General features: G+C 64.3%; 14 protein-coding genes. 5 read left to right on the top strand and 9 right to left on the bottom strand.

What is annotated here, in order from left to right; translation table 11 throughout:
* The first annotated feature begins 208 nt into the window (after positions 1-208).
* On the top strand, positions 209-1,507 hold the full coding sequence (locus ACU8HS_RS04055; RefSeq protein WP_447015449.1) for a cytochrome-c peroxidase: 1,299 nt from the start codon (positions 209-211) through the stop codon (positions 1,505-1,507).
* Between the two features lie 60 nt (positions 1,508-1,567).
* On the opposite strand, the gene ACU8HS_RS04060 is transcribed toward ACU8HS_RS04055, so the two are convergent.
* Positions 1,568-1,990, bottom strand: a complete 423-nt coding sequence (locus ACU8HS_RS04060) for an organic hydroperoxide resistance protein (RefSeq protein WP_007818814.1) — start codon at positions 1,988-1,990, stop codon at positions 1,568-1,570.
* Positions 1,991-2,118: 128 nt separating this feature from the next.
* Between ACU8HS_RS04060 and ACU8HS_RS04065 the strand changes: the two genes are divergently transcribed.
* Entirely contained in the window at positions 2,119-2,595 is a 477-nt protein-coding gene (locus ACU8HS_RS04065; protein ID WP_112568491.1) for a MarR family winged helix-turn-helix transcriptional regulator, read from the top strand.
* 63 nt (positions 2,596-2,658) lie between these two features.
* Here the strand turns inward: ACU8HS_RS04065 and ACU8HS_RS04070 are convergent, their stop codons facing one another.
* Positions 2,659-4,059, bottom strand: coding sequence for an MFS transporter (locus tag ACU8HS_RS04070; RefSeq protein WP_447015450.1), 1,401 nt, complete (start codon positions 4,057-4,059; stop codon positions 2,659-2,661).
* 123 nt (positions 4,060-4,182) lie between these two features.
* Between ACU8HS_RS04070 and ACU8HS_RS04075 the strand changes: the two genes are divergently transcribed.
* Positions 4,183-5,145, top strand: coding sequence for a LysR family transcriptional regulator (locus ACU8HS_RS04075; RefSeq protein ID WP_112704219.1), 963 nt, complete (start codon positions 4,183-4,185; stop codon positions 5,143-5,145).
* A gap of 278 nt (positions 5,146-5,423) precedes the next feature.
* Here ACU8HS_RS04075 and ACU8HS_RS04080 read toward each other — a convergent pair whose 3' ends face one another.
* From ACU8HS_RS04080 to ACU8HS_RS04100, 5 genes are all read right to left on the bottom strand, one after another.
* Entirely contained in the window at positions 5,424-6,149 is a 726-nt protein-coding gene (locus ACU8HS_RS04080) for a L,D-transpeptidase (RefSeq protein WP_112568485.1), read from the bottom strand.
* Positions 6,150-6,426: 277 nt separating this feature from the next.
* A complete protein-coding gene (locus ACU8HS_RS04085; RefSeq protein WP_112568483.1) occupies positions 6,427-7,239 on the bottom strand; it encodes a L,D-transpeptidase in 813 nt (270 codons plus the stop codon).
* Positions 7,240-7,351: 112 nt separating this feature from the next.
* A complete protein-coding gene (locus ACU8HS_RS04090) occupies positions 7,352-8,275 on the bottom strand; it encodes an alpha/beta hydrolase family protein (protein WP_112568481.1) in 924 nt (307 codons plus the stop codon).
* A gap of 114 nt (positions 8,276-8,389) precedes the next feature.
* Positions 8,390-10,015, bottom strand: coding sequence for a cisplatin damage response ATP-dependent DNA ligase (locus ACU8HS_RS04095; RefSeq protein WP_447015451.1), 1,626 nt, complete (start codon positions 10,013-10,015; stop codon positions 8,390-8,392).
* Between the two features lie 106 nt (positions 10,016-10,121).
* Positions 10,122-11,132: a ligase-associated DNA damage response exonuclease gene (locus tag ACU8HS_RS04100; RefSeq protein WP_447015452.1), complete on the bottom strand. Its 1,011-nt coding sequence runs from the start codon at positions 11,130-11,132 to the stop codon at positions 10,122-10,124.
* A 140-nt stretch (positions 11,133-11,272) separates the two neighbouring features.
* On the opposite strand from ACU8HS_RS04100, the gene ACU8HS_RS04105 reads away from it, so the two are divergent.
* Entirely contained in the window at positions 11,273-11,869 is a 597-nt protein-coding gene (locus ACU8HS_RS04105) for a DUF922 domain-containing protein (protein WP_112568477.1), read from the top strand.
* Positions 11,870-11,874: 5 nt separating this feature from the next.
* Here the strand turns inward: ACU8HS_RS04105 and ACU8HS_RS04110 are convergent, their stop codons facing one another.
* Positions 11,875-12,441, bottom strand: coding sequence for a dienelactone hydrolase family protein (locus ACU8HS_RS04110; protein ID WP_113414441.1), 567 nt, complete (start codon positions 12,439-12,441; stop codon positions 11,875-11,877).
* A 138-nt stretch (positions 12,442-12,579) separates the two neighbouring features.
* Here ACU8HS_RS04110 and ACU8HS_RS04115 point away from each other — a divergent pair, with 138 nt between their 5' ends.
* Entirely contained in the window at positions 12,580-13,551 is a 972-nt protein-coding gene (locus ACU8HS_RS04115) for a glycerophosphodiester phosphodiesterase family protein (protein ID WP_447015878.1), read from the top strand.
* Here ACU8HS_RS04115 and ACU8HS_RS04120 read toward each other — a convergent pair whose 3' ends face one another.
* Entirely contained in the window at positions 13,552-15,849 is a 2,298-nt protein-coding gene (locus tag ACU8HS_RS04120; RefSeq protein WP_447015453.1) for a putative bifunctional diguanylate cyclase/phosphodiesterase, read from the bottom strand.
* Between the last annotated feature and the right edge of the window lie 181 nt (positions 15,850-16,030).

Here is a 16,030-nt window from a genome sequence, read left to right on the forward strand (position 1 = left end):
GGGATACCTCATGGCTAAGGGGGCGTGGCTAGAGGAGCGCCCGGCGAATGTGGATGGGCCAGGCGCAGGCGCGACGCTATTACCGCCATCTATCAACTTTGTGACACGGGACGGCTTGCGCCCGCGGCCGGCAGGCGCGCGTCATCAATCTGTTGCAGTCAGGTTCGATCATGGGGGCATACAATGCTAACCCATTGGAATTCCTGACATGGCGACAAAGATTACCTGGCTCCTGCGATCCGGCCTGGCACTCGGTCTGGCCGCGACAGCGCTCGGTTTCAGCCTTCTGCCCCTGCGGCAAAGCAGCGCGGCCGTCACCGGCGGCGTGCATCCCGGCCCGATGTCGCGGGCGCAGGCCTATGCGCGGGCCGAGGCGCTGACGGAACTCGGCCGCAAGATGTTCTTCGATGCCTCGCTTTCGGCCTCGGGCATGCAGGCCTGCGCCTCGTGCCACGACCCGCACCATGCATTCGCGCCGGCTTCGGCCGCGCCGATCGAAACGGGCGGGCCGCATATGGACCAGCCGGGCCTGCGCGCCGTGCCGAGCCTGCGCTACCTGCAGGCGGTGCCCTCCTTCACCGAGCATTTCTACGATTCCGAGGATGAAGGCGACGAGAGCATCGATAACGGGCCGACCGGCGGCCTGACCTGGGACGGGCGCGTGGACCACGGCTACGACCAGGCGAAGATCCCGCTGCTGTCGCCCTTCGAAATGGGCAACAAGGATGAAGCGCAAGTCGTCGCCGCGCTCGCCAAGGCGGCCTATGCGGAGGATTTCCGGGAGATTTTCGGCCAGGACATCTTCGGCAATGCCAGGGACGCCTTCCAGGGCGCGGTCGAAGCACTCAGCACTTTCGAGCAGAGCGGCGCGGACTTCTACCCCTATTCCAGCCGCTACGACGCCTTCCTTGCCGGCAAGGGCACGCTGACGGCGCAGGAGCTGCACGGGCGCGAACTCTTCGAAGATCCGGCCAAGGGCAACTGTTCGAGCTGTCATCTGAGCGAGCCCGCCAATGACGGAGAGCCGCCGCAATTTTCCGACTTCGGCTTTCTCGGGCTCGCCGTGCCGCGCAATATGGCAATCCCGGCAAACAGCGATCCGAACTATCACGATCTCGGCCTCTGCGGCCCGCAGCGCACCGATTTCAAGGACCGGCCGGATTATTGCGGCCTGTTCCGCACGCCGACGCTGCGCAATGTGGCGCTGAAGAAGAGCTTCTTCCACAATGGCTATTTCCATTCGCTGCGCGACGTCGTCTCCTTCTACGCCACGCGCGACAGCGATCCGGGCCGCTGGTATCCGAAGAATGCCGACGGCACGATCCGCAAATATGACGACGTGCCGCAGGCCTATTGGGCCAATCTCAACCAGGACCCGCCCTTCGGCCGCAAGCCGGGCGACCCGCCGGCCCTGACGGATCCGGAGATCGACGATATCGTCGCTTTTCTCGGCACACTGACCGATGCGGACCAGCTGCCCGGCCCGGCGCAGCAGGCGGCGCATTGAGATCAGACGAAAAGGGCCGGAGCAATGCCCCGGCCCTTCGCGACGGATGCTGCAGATCAATCAGGCAACCGTGACCGGAACTTCGGTCGAGGTGCGCATGGCGTGGCTGTAGGGGCAGACGATGTGGGCGGCTGCGGCAAGCTTTTCGGCGGTTTCGCGATCGACGCCCGGAATGTTGACCGTCAGCGCGACTTCGATGCCGAAGCCGCCGCCGTCTTCACGCGGGCCGATGCCGACGGTTGCGGAAACGGTGGTTTCTTCGGGAATCTTGACCTTTTCCTTGCCGGCCACAAATTTCAGGGCACCGAGGAAGCAGGCCGAGTAGCCGGCTGCGAAAAGCTGTTCGGGATTGGTGCCGGTTGCGCCGTCGCCGCCGAGTTCCTTCGGCACGGTGAGCGTGACGTCGAGAACACCGTTTTCAGAAACGGCGCGGCCTGCGCGGCCACCGGTGGCGGAAGCTTTGGTCGTGTAGAGAATAGGCATGACAATCTCCTTTGGTTGGCCCCGATCGTTCGGGTTGGATTTTTAATATCGCGCAATTAAGTTGTACGCAAGTGAATTTTGCAAATTGCATTCCGAATTCGAAAGGAGGACAATAAGGGCCTCCAGGGATGGCAGCGATGAAAGCGAGAACAGCGAAAGTGATGGAAATACCGGAAGAGGAAAAGCGGCTGGACAAGCAGCTCTGTTTCGCAGTCTACGCGACGGCGCATGCCTTTACCCGGGCCTACAAGCCCATACTCGACAGGGTGGGCCTCACCTATCCGCAATATATCGTGATGCTGGTGCTGTGGGAAAAGGCGGAATTGCCGGTCAAGACGATCGGCGACCAGCTGGATCTCGATTCCGGCACGCTCTCCCCTCTCCTCAAGCGGCTGGAGCAGAACGGCCTCATCAAGCGCACCCGCGATTCGCGCGACGAGCGGCAGGTCATCGTGTCGCTGACGCCGAAAGGCCAGGCGATGAAGGGCGAGGTCAATACGATCATGTCTTCGATCGGCGAGGCGATCGGCTGCACGCTGGAGGAAATGACCGTCATGCGCGAGATGCTGACCCGGCTCAGGGGAAATCTCAACGGAAGCCTGTAGGCCGGGCTTTCCTCACGGGCTGGAAGAGGATGCCCGCGCCGGACCGGCGCGGGCCGTTTTCCCTTACTCCGCTGCCTGATAGGCGGCGGGGCGCAAGCTCGCCGTCTTCGGGCCGACGGCGGCAAGCAGGGTGATCAGGATCGCCAGCAGCGCCACGAAGACGATACCGCCGACATAGGGGTCCCAGCCGAAATGCGGGGCCGCGGCAAAGATCGCCGATGCCGCCGCCAGCACGATGCCGCCGCCGATCTGGAAGGAGGCGAAAAGCAGGCCGGAGGCAAGGCCGGACTTGTCCTCTTCGACATCCGACAGCGCCGCCACCTGGATCGCCGGGTAGGTCATGGCATAACCGACGCCCAGCGGGATCTGGTTGAGGGCAACCAGGATGATCGGGTCGATGTGGCCGACCAGCGCCACCCAGAGAATGTAGCTTGTGGCCTGCAGGCCGACGCCGACCGCCATCAGGCCTGTCGTGCCGCGGTTCTGCGCGACAGTGGCAAAACGCGGCGCGAGGAACATGACGCAGACGCCGCCGAAGGCGAAGCAGAAGCCGGTGGCAAGGGCCGACCAGCCGACGACATCCTGATAGTAGAGCGTGGCGATGAACTGGAAGCCGACATAGGCTCCCTGGAACAGGGCGGCGATCGCATTGGCATGGCTGAGCTTTGCCCTGCGGAAGATGTGCAGCGGCACCATCGGATCGGCATGGCGCGATTCCACGATCAGGAACAGCGCGATCAGCACCAGGGAGGCGACGAGCGAGCCCCAGGTGAAGAAATCACCCCAGCCGGCGGCCGCGGCATTGGTGATGCCGAAGACAAAGAGCAGGAGACCCGGCGTGATCGTCAGGGCGCCGGCCCAGTCGAAATGTTTGCGCCCGTCGTCGCGGCGTTCATCCGCCGGAAGCACGAAGGGAGCGATGGCGAGCGCCAGTATCGCGACCGGAGCGCCCATGACGAGCGTCGCCCGCCAGCTGAAGATGGTGGCCGCGCCGCCGAGGACCATGCCGAGCACGAAGCCGGTGGCCCCGGTCGAGGCGAAGACGCCGAGCGCCTTTGCCCGCTTCTCGCCCTCGCCGAAGACGGACAGCAGCAGGGCGAGTGCCGCCGGCGCGGTGAAGGCGGCGGCGATGCCCTTGACCAGGCGGGCGGCGATCAGGGTCGGGCCGCTATCGACGAAGCCGCCGGCAATGCTGGCGGCCGCGAAGATGCCGAGCGACCAGAGGAAGACGCGGCGGTGGCCGAAAAGATCGGCGACACGGCCGCCGAGCAGCAGGAATCCGCCGTAACCCAGCACATAGGCGCTGACGGCCCATTGAAGCGAGGTTGCCGGCATACCAAGTTCGCTCTGGATGGCCGGCAGGGCGACCCCGATGGTGGAAACATCCATGGCGTCCAGGAAGTTCGCGGCGCAGAGCAGCAGCAACGCCAGGCCGGCTCCGCGCGGAGATGGGGAATTGGTCATCGATCTCGGTTCCTTCTTTGCTGCCGCCTTCGCCGGGAGGCTGGCGGGCGGCAGGGAACGCGAAAATGTACAGGTTCAAACCCTATTGCAAATTGATAGTAGCCATGTCAGGTATTACTCATAATGATGAATGACGCTGTCCTTCGCAAAATCGACCTGAACCTCCTGCTCGCCTTCTCGGTGCTGATGCAGGAGCGCAACGTCAGCCGTGCGGCCGAAAGGCTGCTGCTCGGCCAGCCCGGACTTTCGGCCGCGCTCAAGCGGCTGCGCGAGGCGCTGGACGACGAGCTGTTCGTGCGCGTCGGCCGCGGCCTGCAGCCGACGGCGCGGGCGCTCGCCATCGCGCCGGCGATCGAGGATGCGCTCTCCGGCATCGAACGGGCGATCCGTCCGCCCACCCGCTTCGACCCGTCCACATGGCAGGGCGAATTCCGCGTCGGCATGTGCGACAATCTGGAGACCGCCTTTTTCGGCCCGCTGGCGGCCCGGCTGCGGCAGCTTGCGCCGGGTGCGCGGCTGGTCGGCGTTGCCGCCGACAAGCGCGATGCGGCGCAGATGCTCGACGACGGCGCTTACGAATTCAGCATTTCCGTTCACGGCGAACCGGCCTCCTGGCATGTCCGCCTGCCGCTTTTCGAGCAATGCTCGATCGCTATCTACGATCCGCAGCAGTTGAAGCTGAAGCCGCCGCTCAGCGTCGAGGATTTCGTCGCAGCGCCGCATATCGCCATCTCCTTTGTCGGCAGCGCGACGACGGCGGTCGATGCCGCGCTCGACAAGGTGGGCCTCAGCCGCAACGTGGTGGCGACGGTTCCGCGCTATTCGGCGGTGCCGCCGGCGCTCAGAGCCATGCCGTCGATCGCCATTGTGCCGGAATCGCTCGGCCGCTGCATGGCGCAGCTTCACAACCTCGAAATCTCGATACCGCCGATCGCGCTGCCGGCCGATCCGGTATCGATGCTGTACCGGCGGGTGGACAGGGCGGACGAGCGGGCGGCATGGTTCCGGCAGCTGTTTATCGAAGTGGCGGACAAGGCACTGCTTGCTTCGGGCTGCAAGGCGGGGATTTGCGCCGAGGCGGCTTGAGGGGTGGTGGCGTTTTGGCGGCGGTTGAGGGTGCGCCCGCCATGCTCGGCACCTGCACAATAAGATAAACCGCCCGTTTGACGAGCGGTTTATCTGCTTTCGGGTCAGGCATCACTCCAGCCCTTCGCTCGCGCTCCGGGCGTTCGTCGTTACAATCGATTCACTGGATCGATTGTTGCCGCTGCGCGGCATCACTCCAGCCCTTCGCTCGCGCTCCGGGCGTTCGCTGCTGCAATCGATTCACTGGATCGATTGCTCGGGCTACGCCCGACCGCAGCTCACTGCCAAACGACGATTGGGGTTTTGTTGGGGACGCGGTCGTAGAGGTCGATGATGTCCTGGTTGAGCAGGCGCACGCAGCCCGACGAGACGGCCTTGCCGATGGAGCGCCATTCGGGATTGCCGTGCAGGCGGTAGAGCGTGTCTTCGTTGTTCGAGAAGATGTAGAGCGCACGCGCGCCGAGCGGATTCAGCAGGCCGGGCTCCATGCCGCCGCGCTCGATCGAATATTTCGCGAGTTCCGGCTGACGCGCGACCATCTCGTTCGGCGGCTTCCAGCGCGGCCATTTCTGCTTCCACTGGATGACGCCGTTGCCCGACCATGCGAAACCTTCGCGGCCGATGCCCACACCGTAGCGCATCGCCATGCCGCCGGGCTGGACGAGATAGAGGAAGCGCGAGGGCGTATCGACGACGATGGTGCCGGGCGGCTGGCCGGTCGGGTCCACGACCTGCTGGCGATAGTAGCGCGGATCGATCTGCTGGTAGGGAACGGCGGGAATGAGGAAGCCGCCGTCTTCGATCGGGCCGTACATGACGGCAAGTTCTGCTTCGCCGGGCGCGCTCGTCGTCTGGAACGGACGGAAAGGCGAGCGGTAGCTGATCGACATGCCGCCATTTTCGACCGTGTTCGACGTGGAGGCACAGCCTGCCAGCGCGGAGGCCGCTGTCAGAGCCGAAAAGGAGAGAAAGCTGCGACGGGAGAGAGGTTTATCGAGGCTCATAACGCGGGACTGATTTCCTTCGTGATGCGGGGGCCTGCCATAAACGCAGCAGAACCCTGATTCGTCCAATGCCGATATCGACTACAGCGCCGCGCGTCTTCAGACGCGCAAAGGACGCTGTAGCACTTTAAATTGCTGCATAATTTTATCCTTAAAGCGATTCCGATTTAAGGAATTATGCAGCAGGGAAAATCTATCGGCTTATGCTAAATAAACCATAGCATCACGCAGACGTGTCCGGCTCCGGGCAAACGATCTCGCCTGCCCTGTTGCAGGCCTACATCACCACGATCTCGGACTTGGCCGGCACGCGGTCGTAGAGGTCGATCACGTCCTGATTGATCATGCGCACGCAGCCGGACGAGACGGCCTTGCCGATCGATTGCCAGTCGGGCGTGCCGTGAATGCGATAGAGCGTATCCTGGCCATCCTTGAAAATATACATGGCGCGGGCGCCGAGCGGATTGGTAAGGCCCGGATTCATGCCGCCGTTCTCGGCCGAGAAGGGACGGACCTCCGGCTGGCGGGAAACCATTTCGACCGGCGGGGTCCAGCGCGGCCATTTCTGCTTCCACTGGATGACGCCGCGGCCCTTCCAGGCAAAGCCCTCGCGGCCGAGGCCGACGCCGTAACGCATCGCCTTGCCGTTGCCTTCGACGAAATAGAGGAAACGGTCCTTGGTATCGACGACGATGGTGCCGGGGCGCTCGTTGGTCTGGTAATCGACCTCCTGGCGCAGATATTCCGGATGGATGCGGCTGGCGGGAATGGCCGGCAGCGTGAACTCGCCGTCCTTCAGCTGGCCGTACATGCCCATGTTGAGGTTCAGCGGATTGCTGACCGGCAGGCCGTAGGTCTGGTGGAACTGCGTCTGGTAGAGTTCGCGCGTCTGCGGCACCGGCTGGTCGGGGATCGGCTTGACGCGGCGCGGATCGACACCCGGCGGCTCGTAGAACACCGGCGAGATTTCCTGCACGAAGCGCGCGGGCGAATCGGCTGCGACATCGGGAACGAGAATGTTGCAGCCGCTGAGCGTCATTGCAGCGGCCGCGAGCCCGACAAAGGGAAAAGCCCGGCGCGGAAAATTCATGAAACCATCCTCATCAGCGATAGCAGAGACAGCATTATCTGCTCGCAGGATGGCATTCGCGGCTGGCGCGAGGCTGGTGGCGGAGACGCAAACCGGCCGGGGACGGCGGCGATCAGGCCGCCACGCCGTGGAAGAACTGGATGCTCTGCGCGATCTCGGCCGGCAGCGCCGAGGTATGGTTGCCGGCAACCGTGGCCGCGTCGATATGCGTGCCGGCCGCGCGGGCGCGCGCGACAAGCAGATCGGCGCGGTCGTTGAAGTGCGACTCTTCCGTGCCGTGCAACACGCGCAGCGGGCATTTGAAGCTGTGCGCATAACAAAGCGCGGTGCGCACCTCGAATTCGTGTGCGTTGGAATCGTCGAAGCGGATGTCTTCGGGATAGCGGCTGAAGAAGCGGAAAGCGTCGGCATTGCCGGAAATCGGCACGGCGGCCCGGAAACGCTGCGTGCTCATGGCCGTCAGCATGGTCAGCGTGCCGCCGATGCTGTGGCCGGCGATGAAAAGGCGCTCGGGATCAACGCCCGGCAGATGGCGCAGGCGCTCGGTGGCGGCCAGCACGTCGTCCACCTCATCGTAGAAGCCGGAGAAATTGCCCATCTGGCCGTTTTCGCCGCGCACGGAGGGCATCATCACGACGTAGCCGGCATCCATATAGGGCTTCATCAGCTGCCAGTGGCCGATGCCCATGGCATTGCCGCCGTGGAGAAAAAGGATGCCGGGCTTGGCCTTGCGCTCACGCTTGTACTTGGACACCCAGGCCGTCAGTTCCAGTTCGCCGCCATAGCCGGAGCGATAGAAGATCCGGTCGGCATCGGCGGGTGCCGTCAGCGGCTCGTATTTGTCCGGCGCCGGCCCCTTCTGCAGCAGCCTGGTGCGGAAGTGGCGGCGAACATGGGCATAATCATGCCTGGCAAGCCTCGGAACGTCGGGAATATCGAAGGCGTTCGCCAGCCGCGGCAGCACAAGCGCGCCGGCCATGCCGGCAAGCAGGCCGCGGCGTTGACGGAAAAAGGCATTTCGTTCTTGCGAGCTCATACGCAGCACCCATCATTTCCCCGGCGCAAAAAATCTGCACCGGAAGAGGCTGACCGCCAATACACATGCTGTTGAAAACGGGGGCCTGCGTCATTGTTGCGCAGGCCAATGTCATCAAACCGCCTTGGCGTCGATCATAGCGATGAGCGTGCGCAGCCGGTCGGCCTCATAGGAGGGCTTGTCGGGGCGCAATCTTGCGATGCGGGGAAAGCGCATGGCGACCCCGGATTTATGCCGGGTGGAACGGTTGATTCCCTCGAAGGCGACTTCCACCACGAAACCGAACTCCTTGTCGGCGCGCACGGCCCTGACCGGGCCGAAACGCTCGGTCGTATTGTTGCGCACGAACTTGTCCAGCACTTCCAGCTCGGCATCGGTGAAGCCGAAATAGGCCTTGCCGACGGGCACGAGCTCTTCGCCATCCTCTCCCTCCGCCCAGACGCCGAAGGTGAAATCCGAATAGTAGCTGGAACGCTTGCCGTGGCCGCGCTGGGCATACATCAGCACCGCATCGACATTGTAGGGATTGCGCTTCCACTTGAACCACGGCCCTTTCACGCGGCCGGCCTGATAGATGCTGTTGCGCCGCTTGATCATCACGCCCTCGATGACGGGATCGGGCGGGGCGGCGCGCAGATCGTCGAGCTCCGCCCAGTTGGAGAAAGGCACAAGCGGCGAAAGGTCGAAGCGGTCATGCGGGGCGCGGTCGACAATCTCCGAGAGCCGGTCGCGGCGCTCGACATAGCTCTTGCCGCGCACATCCCGTTCGCCGTCGAAGAGCATGTCATAGGCACGGATGAACGCCGGATATTCCTCCAGCATCCTTGCCGTCACCGTCTTGCGGTTGAGGCGCTGCTGCAGGTCGGAGAAGGTGCGGGTCGGGCTGTTGGAACGCGCCGTGCCGCCGACCAGAAGCTCGCCGTCGATGACGCCGGAAAAGCTGATCGATTGCAGGATATCGGGAAAGGCGCCGGAGATATCGTCGCCGGAGCGGGAATAGATCCGGCGCGTCTCGCCGGAACGGGACAGCTGGACCCGGATGCCGTCCCATTTCCACTCGGCGGCGTAATCGGCGGGGTCGAGGGCATCGAGATCGCCCTCCTCCACCGGATTGGCGAGCATGACGGAATGGAAGATGGCGGGCGTTGCCAGCACCGGCTTGTCCGCCCCGCCCTGCAGCCACTTGAAGAGCGATTCATAGGGCGGCTGCAGGCCGTGCCACAGGGTCTCGATCTCGGTCACGTCCTTGCCGCCGAGATCGGCGAGCGCCTGTTTGGCAAGGCGGGCGGATACGCCGATGCGCAGCGCCCCGGTCGCAAGCTTGATGAAGGCGAAGCGGCCGGAGGAATCGAGCCGGTCCAGCAGGTCGCGCACGAAGCTGCGCACTTCCGTGCGGCCAAGCGAATTCATCCGGACGACGACATCGCCGAGACGCGGCCGGGCAAATGCCGCACGGTCGATATCGCGCCCGTTGTCCCAGACCAGCGAGATGGTTTCGGCGAGGTCGCCGACATAGTCGTAGGAATAGCGGAACAGCACCTCGTCCATGCGCTCCAGCACCAGCTCGCGCAGCATGGCGGGCTTGACGTTGCGCACCTCCAGCGTGCCGGCAATCGCAGCAAGGCCGTAACCGCGATCGGGGTCCGGCGTGTTGCGGAAATAATCGGTCAGAAGCTTGAGCTTGCCGTTGCGGCTGGGGGTGAGGACGAGGCGGTCGAGCAGGTCGGCGAAGGCTTTCATGGCAAGCCTCCTGCCCTTCTCCCCGCTGGGGAGAAGACATGTTTGGTCAGCCGCTCGCTAAACTTTTCGGTTCGTGGGAAGGGGCTTTCAGCCACAGGCTCCATCCTCAATCCCCCTCGTCCTCATAACCCACCAGATGCAGCGGTCTGGCCCTGATGCCCTGCAGCTCGCACCAGCGCACCAGCGCCTCCTCGCGGCCATGCGTGACCCAGACTTCCTGAGGGCCAAGTTCCGTGATCGTCTCGGTCAGTTCCGGCCAGTCGCAATGGTCGGAAATGACGAGCGGCAGTTCGACGCCGAGCTGCCTGGCGCGCTGGCGCACCATCATCCAGCCGGAGGCGAAGGAGGGCAGCGGATCGTTGAAACGGCGCGCCCAGCGGTCGGCAAAGGCGGAGGACGGGCCGATGACAACAGCGCCCTTGAAGACGGACTTGTCGCTGCTTTCGACGGTGGCGGGCAGAAGCTCGCCGAGATCGATGCCCTGGCCGATATAATAGTCGCAGAGCCGTTCCATGGCGCCGTGGATATAGATCGGCTCGCTGTAGCCGCTGTCGCGCAACAGGCGGATGACGCGCTGCGCCTTGCCGAGCGCATAGGCGCCGACCAGATGCGTGCGCTCCGGGAACTGGCGCAGCGAGGCGAGCAGCTTGCCCGTCTCGTCGATCGGGTCGGGATGATGGAAGACCGGCAGGCCGAAGGTGGCCTCCGTGATGAAGACATCGCAGGGCACCGGCACGTAGGCTTCGCAGGTCGGGTCGGGGCGGCGCTTGTAATCGCCCGATACGACGATGCGCGTGCCGGCCTTCTCGATGGCGATCTGGGCCGAGCCGAGCACGTGGCCGGCGGGATGGAAGCTCACCTTCACGCCGTTGATATCAAGCTCTTCCCCGAAGGCGACCGGCTGCCGGGCGGCGGAGAAGCCGTCGCCGTAGCGGATGCCCATGATATCGAGCGTCTGGCGGGTGGCGAGCACGTTCCTGTGGCCGGGACGGGCATGATCCGAATGGCCGTGGGTGATCAGCGCCCGCTCCACCGGCCGCACCGGATCGACGTAAAAGCCGCCCTCCGGGCAATAGAGCCCTTCGGGGGCGGGATAGAGCAGCGCGTCAGGTCTCATGGCAGCAAAGATAGCGGGAAATGCGTTTTGCGCCAGAGGGATGGCAGGCGCCGATTTTATCGGCGCGGCCTGCCATTGCATCCGGACCCGAGCCCCGCTAGCTTCGCCCGCGCTGCAGCGGGCAAGCAGATGAGAGGCGCATGCGGACTGTTATCGGATATGGACTCCTGGCACTTTCGCTGACGCTGCCTGCGGCCGCCTCGGCAACCGGCTGGCAGCCGGGCGAGGAAGTGAAGGCTTACGCCATCACCGGCCGCACCGGCATGGAACTCTACCGCTCCATCGGCGAACGTGGGCCGCAGGTCGGGCCGGGACGGGTGATCGCGCATACGACCTTCAAGCTGACCTGGACGCGCAAATACGAACAACAGGGCAGCGCCTGCACGCTGACATCGGCAAGACCGAAGCTCACGATCATCTACACGCTGCCGAAGGCGCCTGGCGACCTGCCGGCGGCCACAAAGGCAAGCTGGGAGAGCTTCATCGCCGGCGTGCGCGCGCACGAGCGCTGGCATGGCGAGACGATCATCGAGATGGTCAGGGAAATCGAGGCGCTGAGCAACGGCTTCTCCGTGCCCGACGATCCCGGCTGCAAGAAGATCAGGCCCGCGCTGACGGTGCGCCTCGGCGAACTCTCCAACAAGCAGCGCCAGCGCGGCCGGGATTTCGACCGCGTCGAGATGAGCGAAGGCGGCAATATCCAGCAACTCATCCTGAAGCTGGTGAACGGTCCCTGACCGGTTCAGAGCGCGGCGAGGAAAGCGTCGACGCGGCTCCAGGTGGCTTCGGCGGCCGCCGCATCGTAATCCGGCAGCGACGGATCGGTGTAGAGATGGCCGACGCCGGGATAGAAGAAGATCTCCAGGCCGATATTGGCTCTCGCCGCATGCGCACGCCACGCGGCCACCTCGTCCGCCGGCTCGAAATCGTCGGGATCGGCAAGATGGACCTGAACGGGAATGCCTTCGCGCGCATTGGCCGGAATTTCCGCGATACTGTGCAGCAAGAGCATGCCCGACGCCATCGGCCGGGTCGGCCAGAGACTGGCCGCGATACCGGCTCCCATGGAAAAGCCGCCGAGCACGGCCGATGCCGGCAGGTCGGCGATCGCCAGATCGGCGCGCTTGCAGAGCCGCATCCAGCCGATCTCCTCGCGGATGGCGAAACCTTCCTCGATCGTCCGCCCTACCCTGCCCTCGTAAAGATCGGGCGTCACGACCTGATGGCCCGCCGCGCGAAGGCGCTCCGCTGCGTCCTGCTCAAGCGAGCGAAATCCATAGACCGAATGAAAAAGTGCAATCGCCGCCATCGCCACCTCCTGATTTGCGGGCTCAGCATAAGGTTTCCACAACGCAAAGGCGAGATTTACCGCACAAAAACCCCAAACGAGCCAAAGAACCACCAGAATCGCTTTCTAGCCGTTGCCGAGGCACGACCGGAGGGGATGATGGGACGGAAGCTCAAATATGCAGGCGTGACAATTCTCGCCTTTGCCGCCGCGGTTTATCTCAACAATAGCAGCCTTCTGGCCGAACATCGCGACGGCAAGCCGCTGCTTCTGGCGCATCGCGGCATCGCCCAGCGATTCGACGAGACCGACCTCAAGAACGATACCTGCACGGCCGCGCGCATGCTGCCGCCGCAACACGACTATCTGGAGAACACGATCCGCTCCATGCGGGCGGGGTTCGATGCCGGCGCCGACGTGGTGGAGATCGACGTGCATCCGACGACCGACGGGCAGTTCGCCGTCTTCCACGACTGGACGCTCGATTGCCGCACGGACGGGCATGGCGTCACGCGCGACCATTCCATGGCCGAGATGAAGCTGCTCGATATCGGTTACGGCTATACCGCCGATGGCGGCAAGACCTTTCCCTTCCGCGGCAAGGGCATCGGAGAGATGCCGACGCTCGACGAGGTCCTGTCCGCCTTCCCGGACAGACATCTGCTCATCAACGTCAAGAGCCGCGACCCTTCGGAGGGCGAGAAGCTCGCCGCCGTGCTGAACGGCCTTCCCGCCGAGCGGCGCGCCAGGATCATCGTCTATGGCGGCAACGAGCCGATCGACCGCATCCGGCACCTTGCGCCCGATATCCGCACGGCCTCGCGCGCCAGCCTGACGGGCTGCCTGACCGGCTATATCGGTTACGGCTGGACGGGCATTCTGCCCGACGCCTGCAGGAATGCGATGATGCTGGTTCCGATCAACTACGCGCCCTGGCTCTGGGGCTGGCCGGACAGGTTCCTCGACCGGATGCAGGATGCCAATACGCAGGTCTTCGTCATCGGCCCCTATCACGGCGGCGGCTTTTCCACCGGCATCGACGATGCCGGAAGCTTCACGCGGCTGCCGCGGAACTATTCGGGCGGCATATGGACGAACGAGATCGAGACGATCGCCGGTCTGGCGAAGTGATCAGCCGCCCCGCGCCAGCAGCATGACGACGATCTCTTCCGGCGCGACGGGTCTGGAGAAACGATAACCCTGCGCCTCCTCGCACCTGGCATGGCGCAGGAATTCCAGCTGCGCATCGGTTTCCACGCCTTCGGCCAGCACCGAGAGCTTCAGCGTCTGGGCAAGGGAAATGACGGCGGAAGCGATGGCGACGGCGGTCTTGTCGGCAGGCAGCGCCTCGACCAGCGAACGGTCCATCTTCAGCCGGTCGAAGGGAAAGGTCTTCAGCGCGGCAAGCGAGGAATAGCCGGAGCCGAAATCGTCGATCGACAGGCGCACGCCAAGCGCGCGCAGCGACAGCATGAGCGCAAGGGCGCGGGCGGCATCCTGCATGATGACGCTTTCCGTCACTTCCAGCTCCAGCCAGCGCGCATTGAGCCTGTGGCGGTCGACCGCCTCGGCGACATGCGAGGCGAAATCGGGATCGGCAAACTGCTTGGGGGAGACGTTGACGGCGATGGTGAGCGGCGTCAGGCCCATGTCCTGCCAGGCCCGCGCCTGGCGGCAGGCCTCGTTCAGCACCCAGAGGCCGAGCGGCACGATGAGCCCGGTCTCTTCGGCAAGCGGAATGAAATTGGCGGGCGAAACCATGCCCTTGACCGGATGGTTCCAGCGCACGAGCGCTTCCAGGCCGGTGATGCGGCCGGTCGCGACATCCACCTGCGGCTGGTAGAGCAGGAAAAGCTGGTTGGCGACGATCGCCTGGCGCAGCTCCTCCTCTTCGCTGAGCGGCAGGTCGACGGCCTTGCCGACGACGCCGTCGTGATATTGCAGCGTGTTGCGGCCGAGCTGCTTGGCGCGGTACATGGCGCGGTCGGCATTGGTGAGCAGTTCTTCCGGCGTGGCGCCATCCCGCGGGAAGGCGGCGATGCCGATGCTGGAGGTGACGGCGATCTCGCCGATCTCGGAGCGGACCGGCCGGGAAATCGCCTTCTGCAGCTCGCGCAGGCGGCGCATGATGCCTGCATCGTGGCTGGACTGGTGGACGAGCACGACGAGGAATTCATCGCCGCCGAGGCGCACGACCATATCGGAGGCGCGCACGCAGTTTGCCATGCGGGCCGCCGTTTCCTTCAGCACCTCGTCGCCGGCGGCGTGGCCGCTCGTGTCGTTGATCTCCTTGAAATTGTCGAGATCGATATAGGCGACCGTCACCTTGCGGTTGTTGCGGCGGGCCTGATCGAGGATCTTTGCCATGCGCTCCTTCAGGAAGGCGCGGTTCGGCAGGCCCGTCAGGTCGTCGTGATGGGCCATGAAATGGATGCGGTCATCGACGCGTTTGCGCTCGATGGCGATGCCGGCGATATGGGTGGCGAGCGCCACCAGCTTCGTCTCGTGCTCGCTCGGGCGCCGCACCTCCTTCGAATAGAGCGCGAACGTGCCGAGCACGTTCTTCTGCGAGGTGGAGATCGGCGTCGACCAGCAGGAGCGGAAGCCGAACTGGCTGACCATCACCCGGAAATCCTCCCAGAGCGGATCGGCCATGACGTCCTCGACGATGACGGTTTCGCCGCGCCAGGCCGCCGTGCCGCAGGAGCCCACGTTCGGGCCGATGACGACGCCGTCGATCATGCGGCTGTAGGCGCCGGGCAGATTGGGCGCGGCGCCGTGATAGAGCCGGGTGCCTTCGCCGTCGAGCAGCAGCACCGAGCCGGAAATGCCGGTCATCTGCCGCTCGATCAGCAGCACCAGCGCCTCCAGGATCATCGGCAGCGGTTCGTTGCGGGCGATCATTTCCAGCAGGTTCGCCTGGCCGCGATAGAGTTCTTCCTGCCGTTTGCGCTCGGTGATGTCGCGGGACAGGCCGATCAGGCCGACGACCTCGCCGCGGTCGTTGCGCAACGGTATCTTGGAGGTCAGGCGGTACATGGCGCCGCCGCCCGGCAGGGGCACGAGCTCTTCCATGTCGATCCGGGGTTCGCCGCCGGCCATGATCTGCTGCTCGATATCGAAATAGCGGCGGGCCGTTTCAAAATCGAACAGGTCGAAATCGCGCTTGCCGGCGATCTCGGCGGCGTTCTCCAGCCCGTGGCTGCGCGCCATGACCGCATTGGCAAAGACGAAGCGGCCGTCGCGATCCTTGACGTAAAGAAAATCGGGAAGCTCGTGGACGATGGCCTTGAGGCGAAGGTTCTCTATGCCCTCGGAAAGGTGATGGGCGGTCGCCGCCATCATCGCCTCGGTGGCGGCCACGATGCGCTGTGTCTCGGCCGTGAAACTATCGCCAGATTGCCAACGCCGGACACCTATTCCACTCATGACGCTGTTCTCCCGGTACTCGCAGGCCTGTGCACAATAGTCATAACTGAAACCGCTTTCCAAAATAGCGAGCATTTCCTTCGGGTTGTTTAAATGGAAAGGTGAATAAGACAAAAATATACGGAAGGTTGTGCTTGCCACTCGACCCACGGTTATTCCTCTCTTGCGGATATGTGCCGAA

It is taken from the genome of Rhizobium sp. KDH_Rht_773_N (assembly GCF_052946295.1).

Bases quoted from the DNA above. Each gene is read 5' to 3' on its own strand.
- ACU8HS_RS04055 (WP_447015449.1), top strand. From the start codon at position 209: ATGGCGACAAAGATTACCTGGCTCCTGCGATCCGGCCTGGCACTCGGT.
- ACU8HS_RS04060 (WP_007818814.1), bottom strand. From the start codon at position 1,990: ATGCCTATTCTCTACACGACCAAAGCTTCCGCCACCGGTGGCCGCGCA.
- ACU8HS_RS04065 (WP_112568491.1), top strand. From the start codon at position 2,119: ATGGCAGCGATGAAAGCGAGAACAGCGAAAGTGATGGAAATACCGGAA.
- ACU8HS_RS04070 (WP_447015450.1), bottom strand. From the start codon at position 4,059: ATGACCAATTCCCCATCTCCGCGCGGAGCCGGCCTGGCGTTGCTGCTG.
- ACU8HS_RS04075 (WP_112704219.1), top strand. From the start codon at position 4,183: ATGATGAATGACGCTGTCCTTCGCAAAATCGACCTGAACCTCCTGCTC.
- ACU8HS_RS04080 (WP_112568485.1), bottom strand. From the start codon at position 6,149: ATGAGCCTCGATAAACCTCTCTCCCGTCGCAGCTTTCTCTCCTTTTCG.
- ACU8HS_RS04085 (WP_112568483.1), bottom strand. From the start codon at position 7,239: ATGAATTTTCCGCGCCGGGCTTTTCCCTTTGTCGGGCTCGCGGCCGCT.
- ACU8HS_RS04090 (WP_112568481.1), bottom strand. From the start codon at position 8,275: ATGAGCTCGCAAGAACGAAATGCCTTTTTCCGTCAACGCCGCGGCCTG.
- ACU8HS_RS04095 (WP_447015451.1), bottom strand. From the start codon at position 10,015: ATGAAAGCCTTCGCCGACCTGCTCGACCGCCTCGTCCTCACCCCCAGC.
- ACU8HS_RS04100 (WP_447015452.1), bottom strand. From the start codon at position 11,132: ATGAGACCTGACGCGCTGCTCTATCCCGCCCCCGAAGGGCTCTATTGC.
- ACU8HS_RS04105 (WP_112568477.1), top strand. From the start codon at position 11,273: ATGCGGACTGTTATCGGATATGGACTCCTGGCACTTTCGCTGACGCTG.
- ACU8HS_RS04110 (WP_113414441.1), bottom strand. From the start codon at position 12,441: ATGGCGGCGATTGCACTTTTTCATTCGGTCTATGGATTTCGCTCGCTT.
- ACU8HS_RS04115 (WP_447015878.1), top strand. From the start codon at position 12,580: ATGGGACGGAAGCTCAAATATGCAGGCGTGACAATTCTCGCCTTTGCC.
- ACU8HS_RS04120 (WP_447015453.1), bottom strand. From the start codon at position 15,849: ATGAGTGGAATAGGTGTCCGGCGTTGGCAATCTGGCGATAGTTTCACG.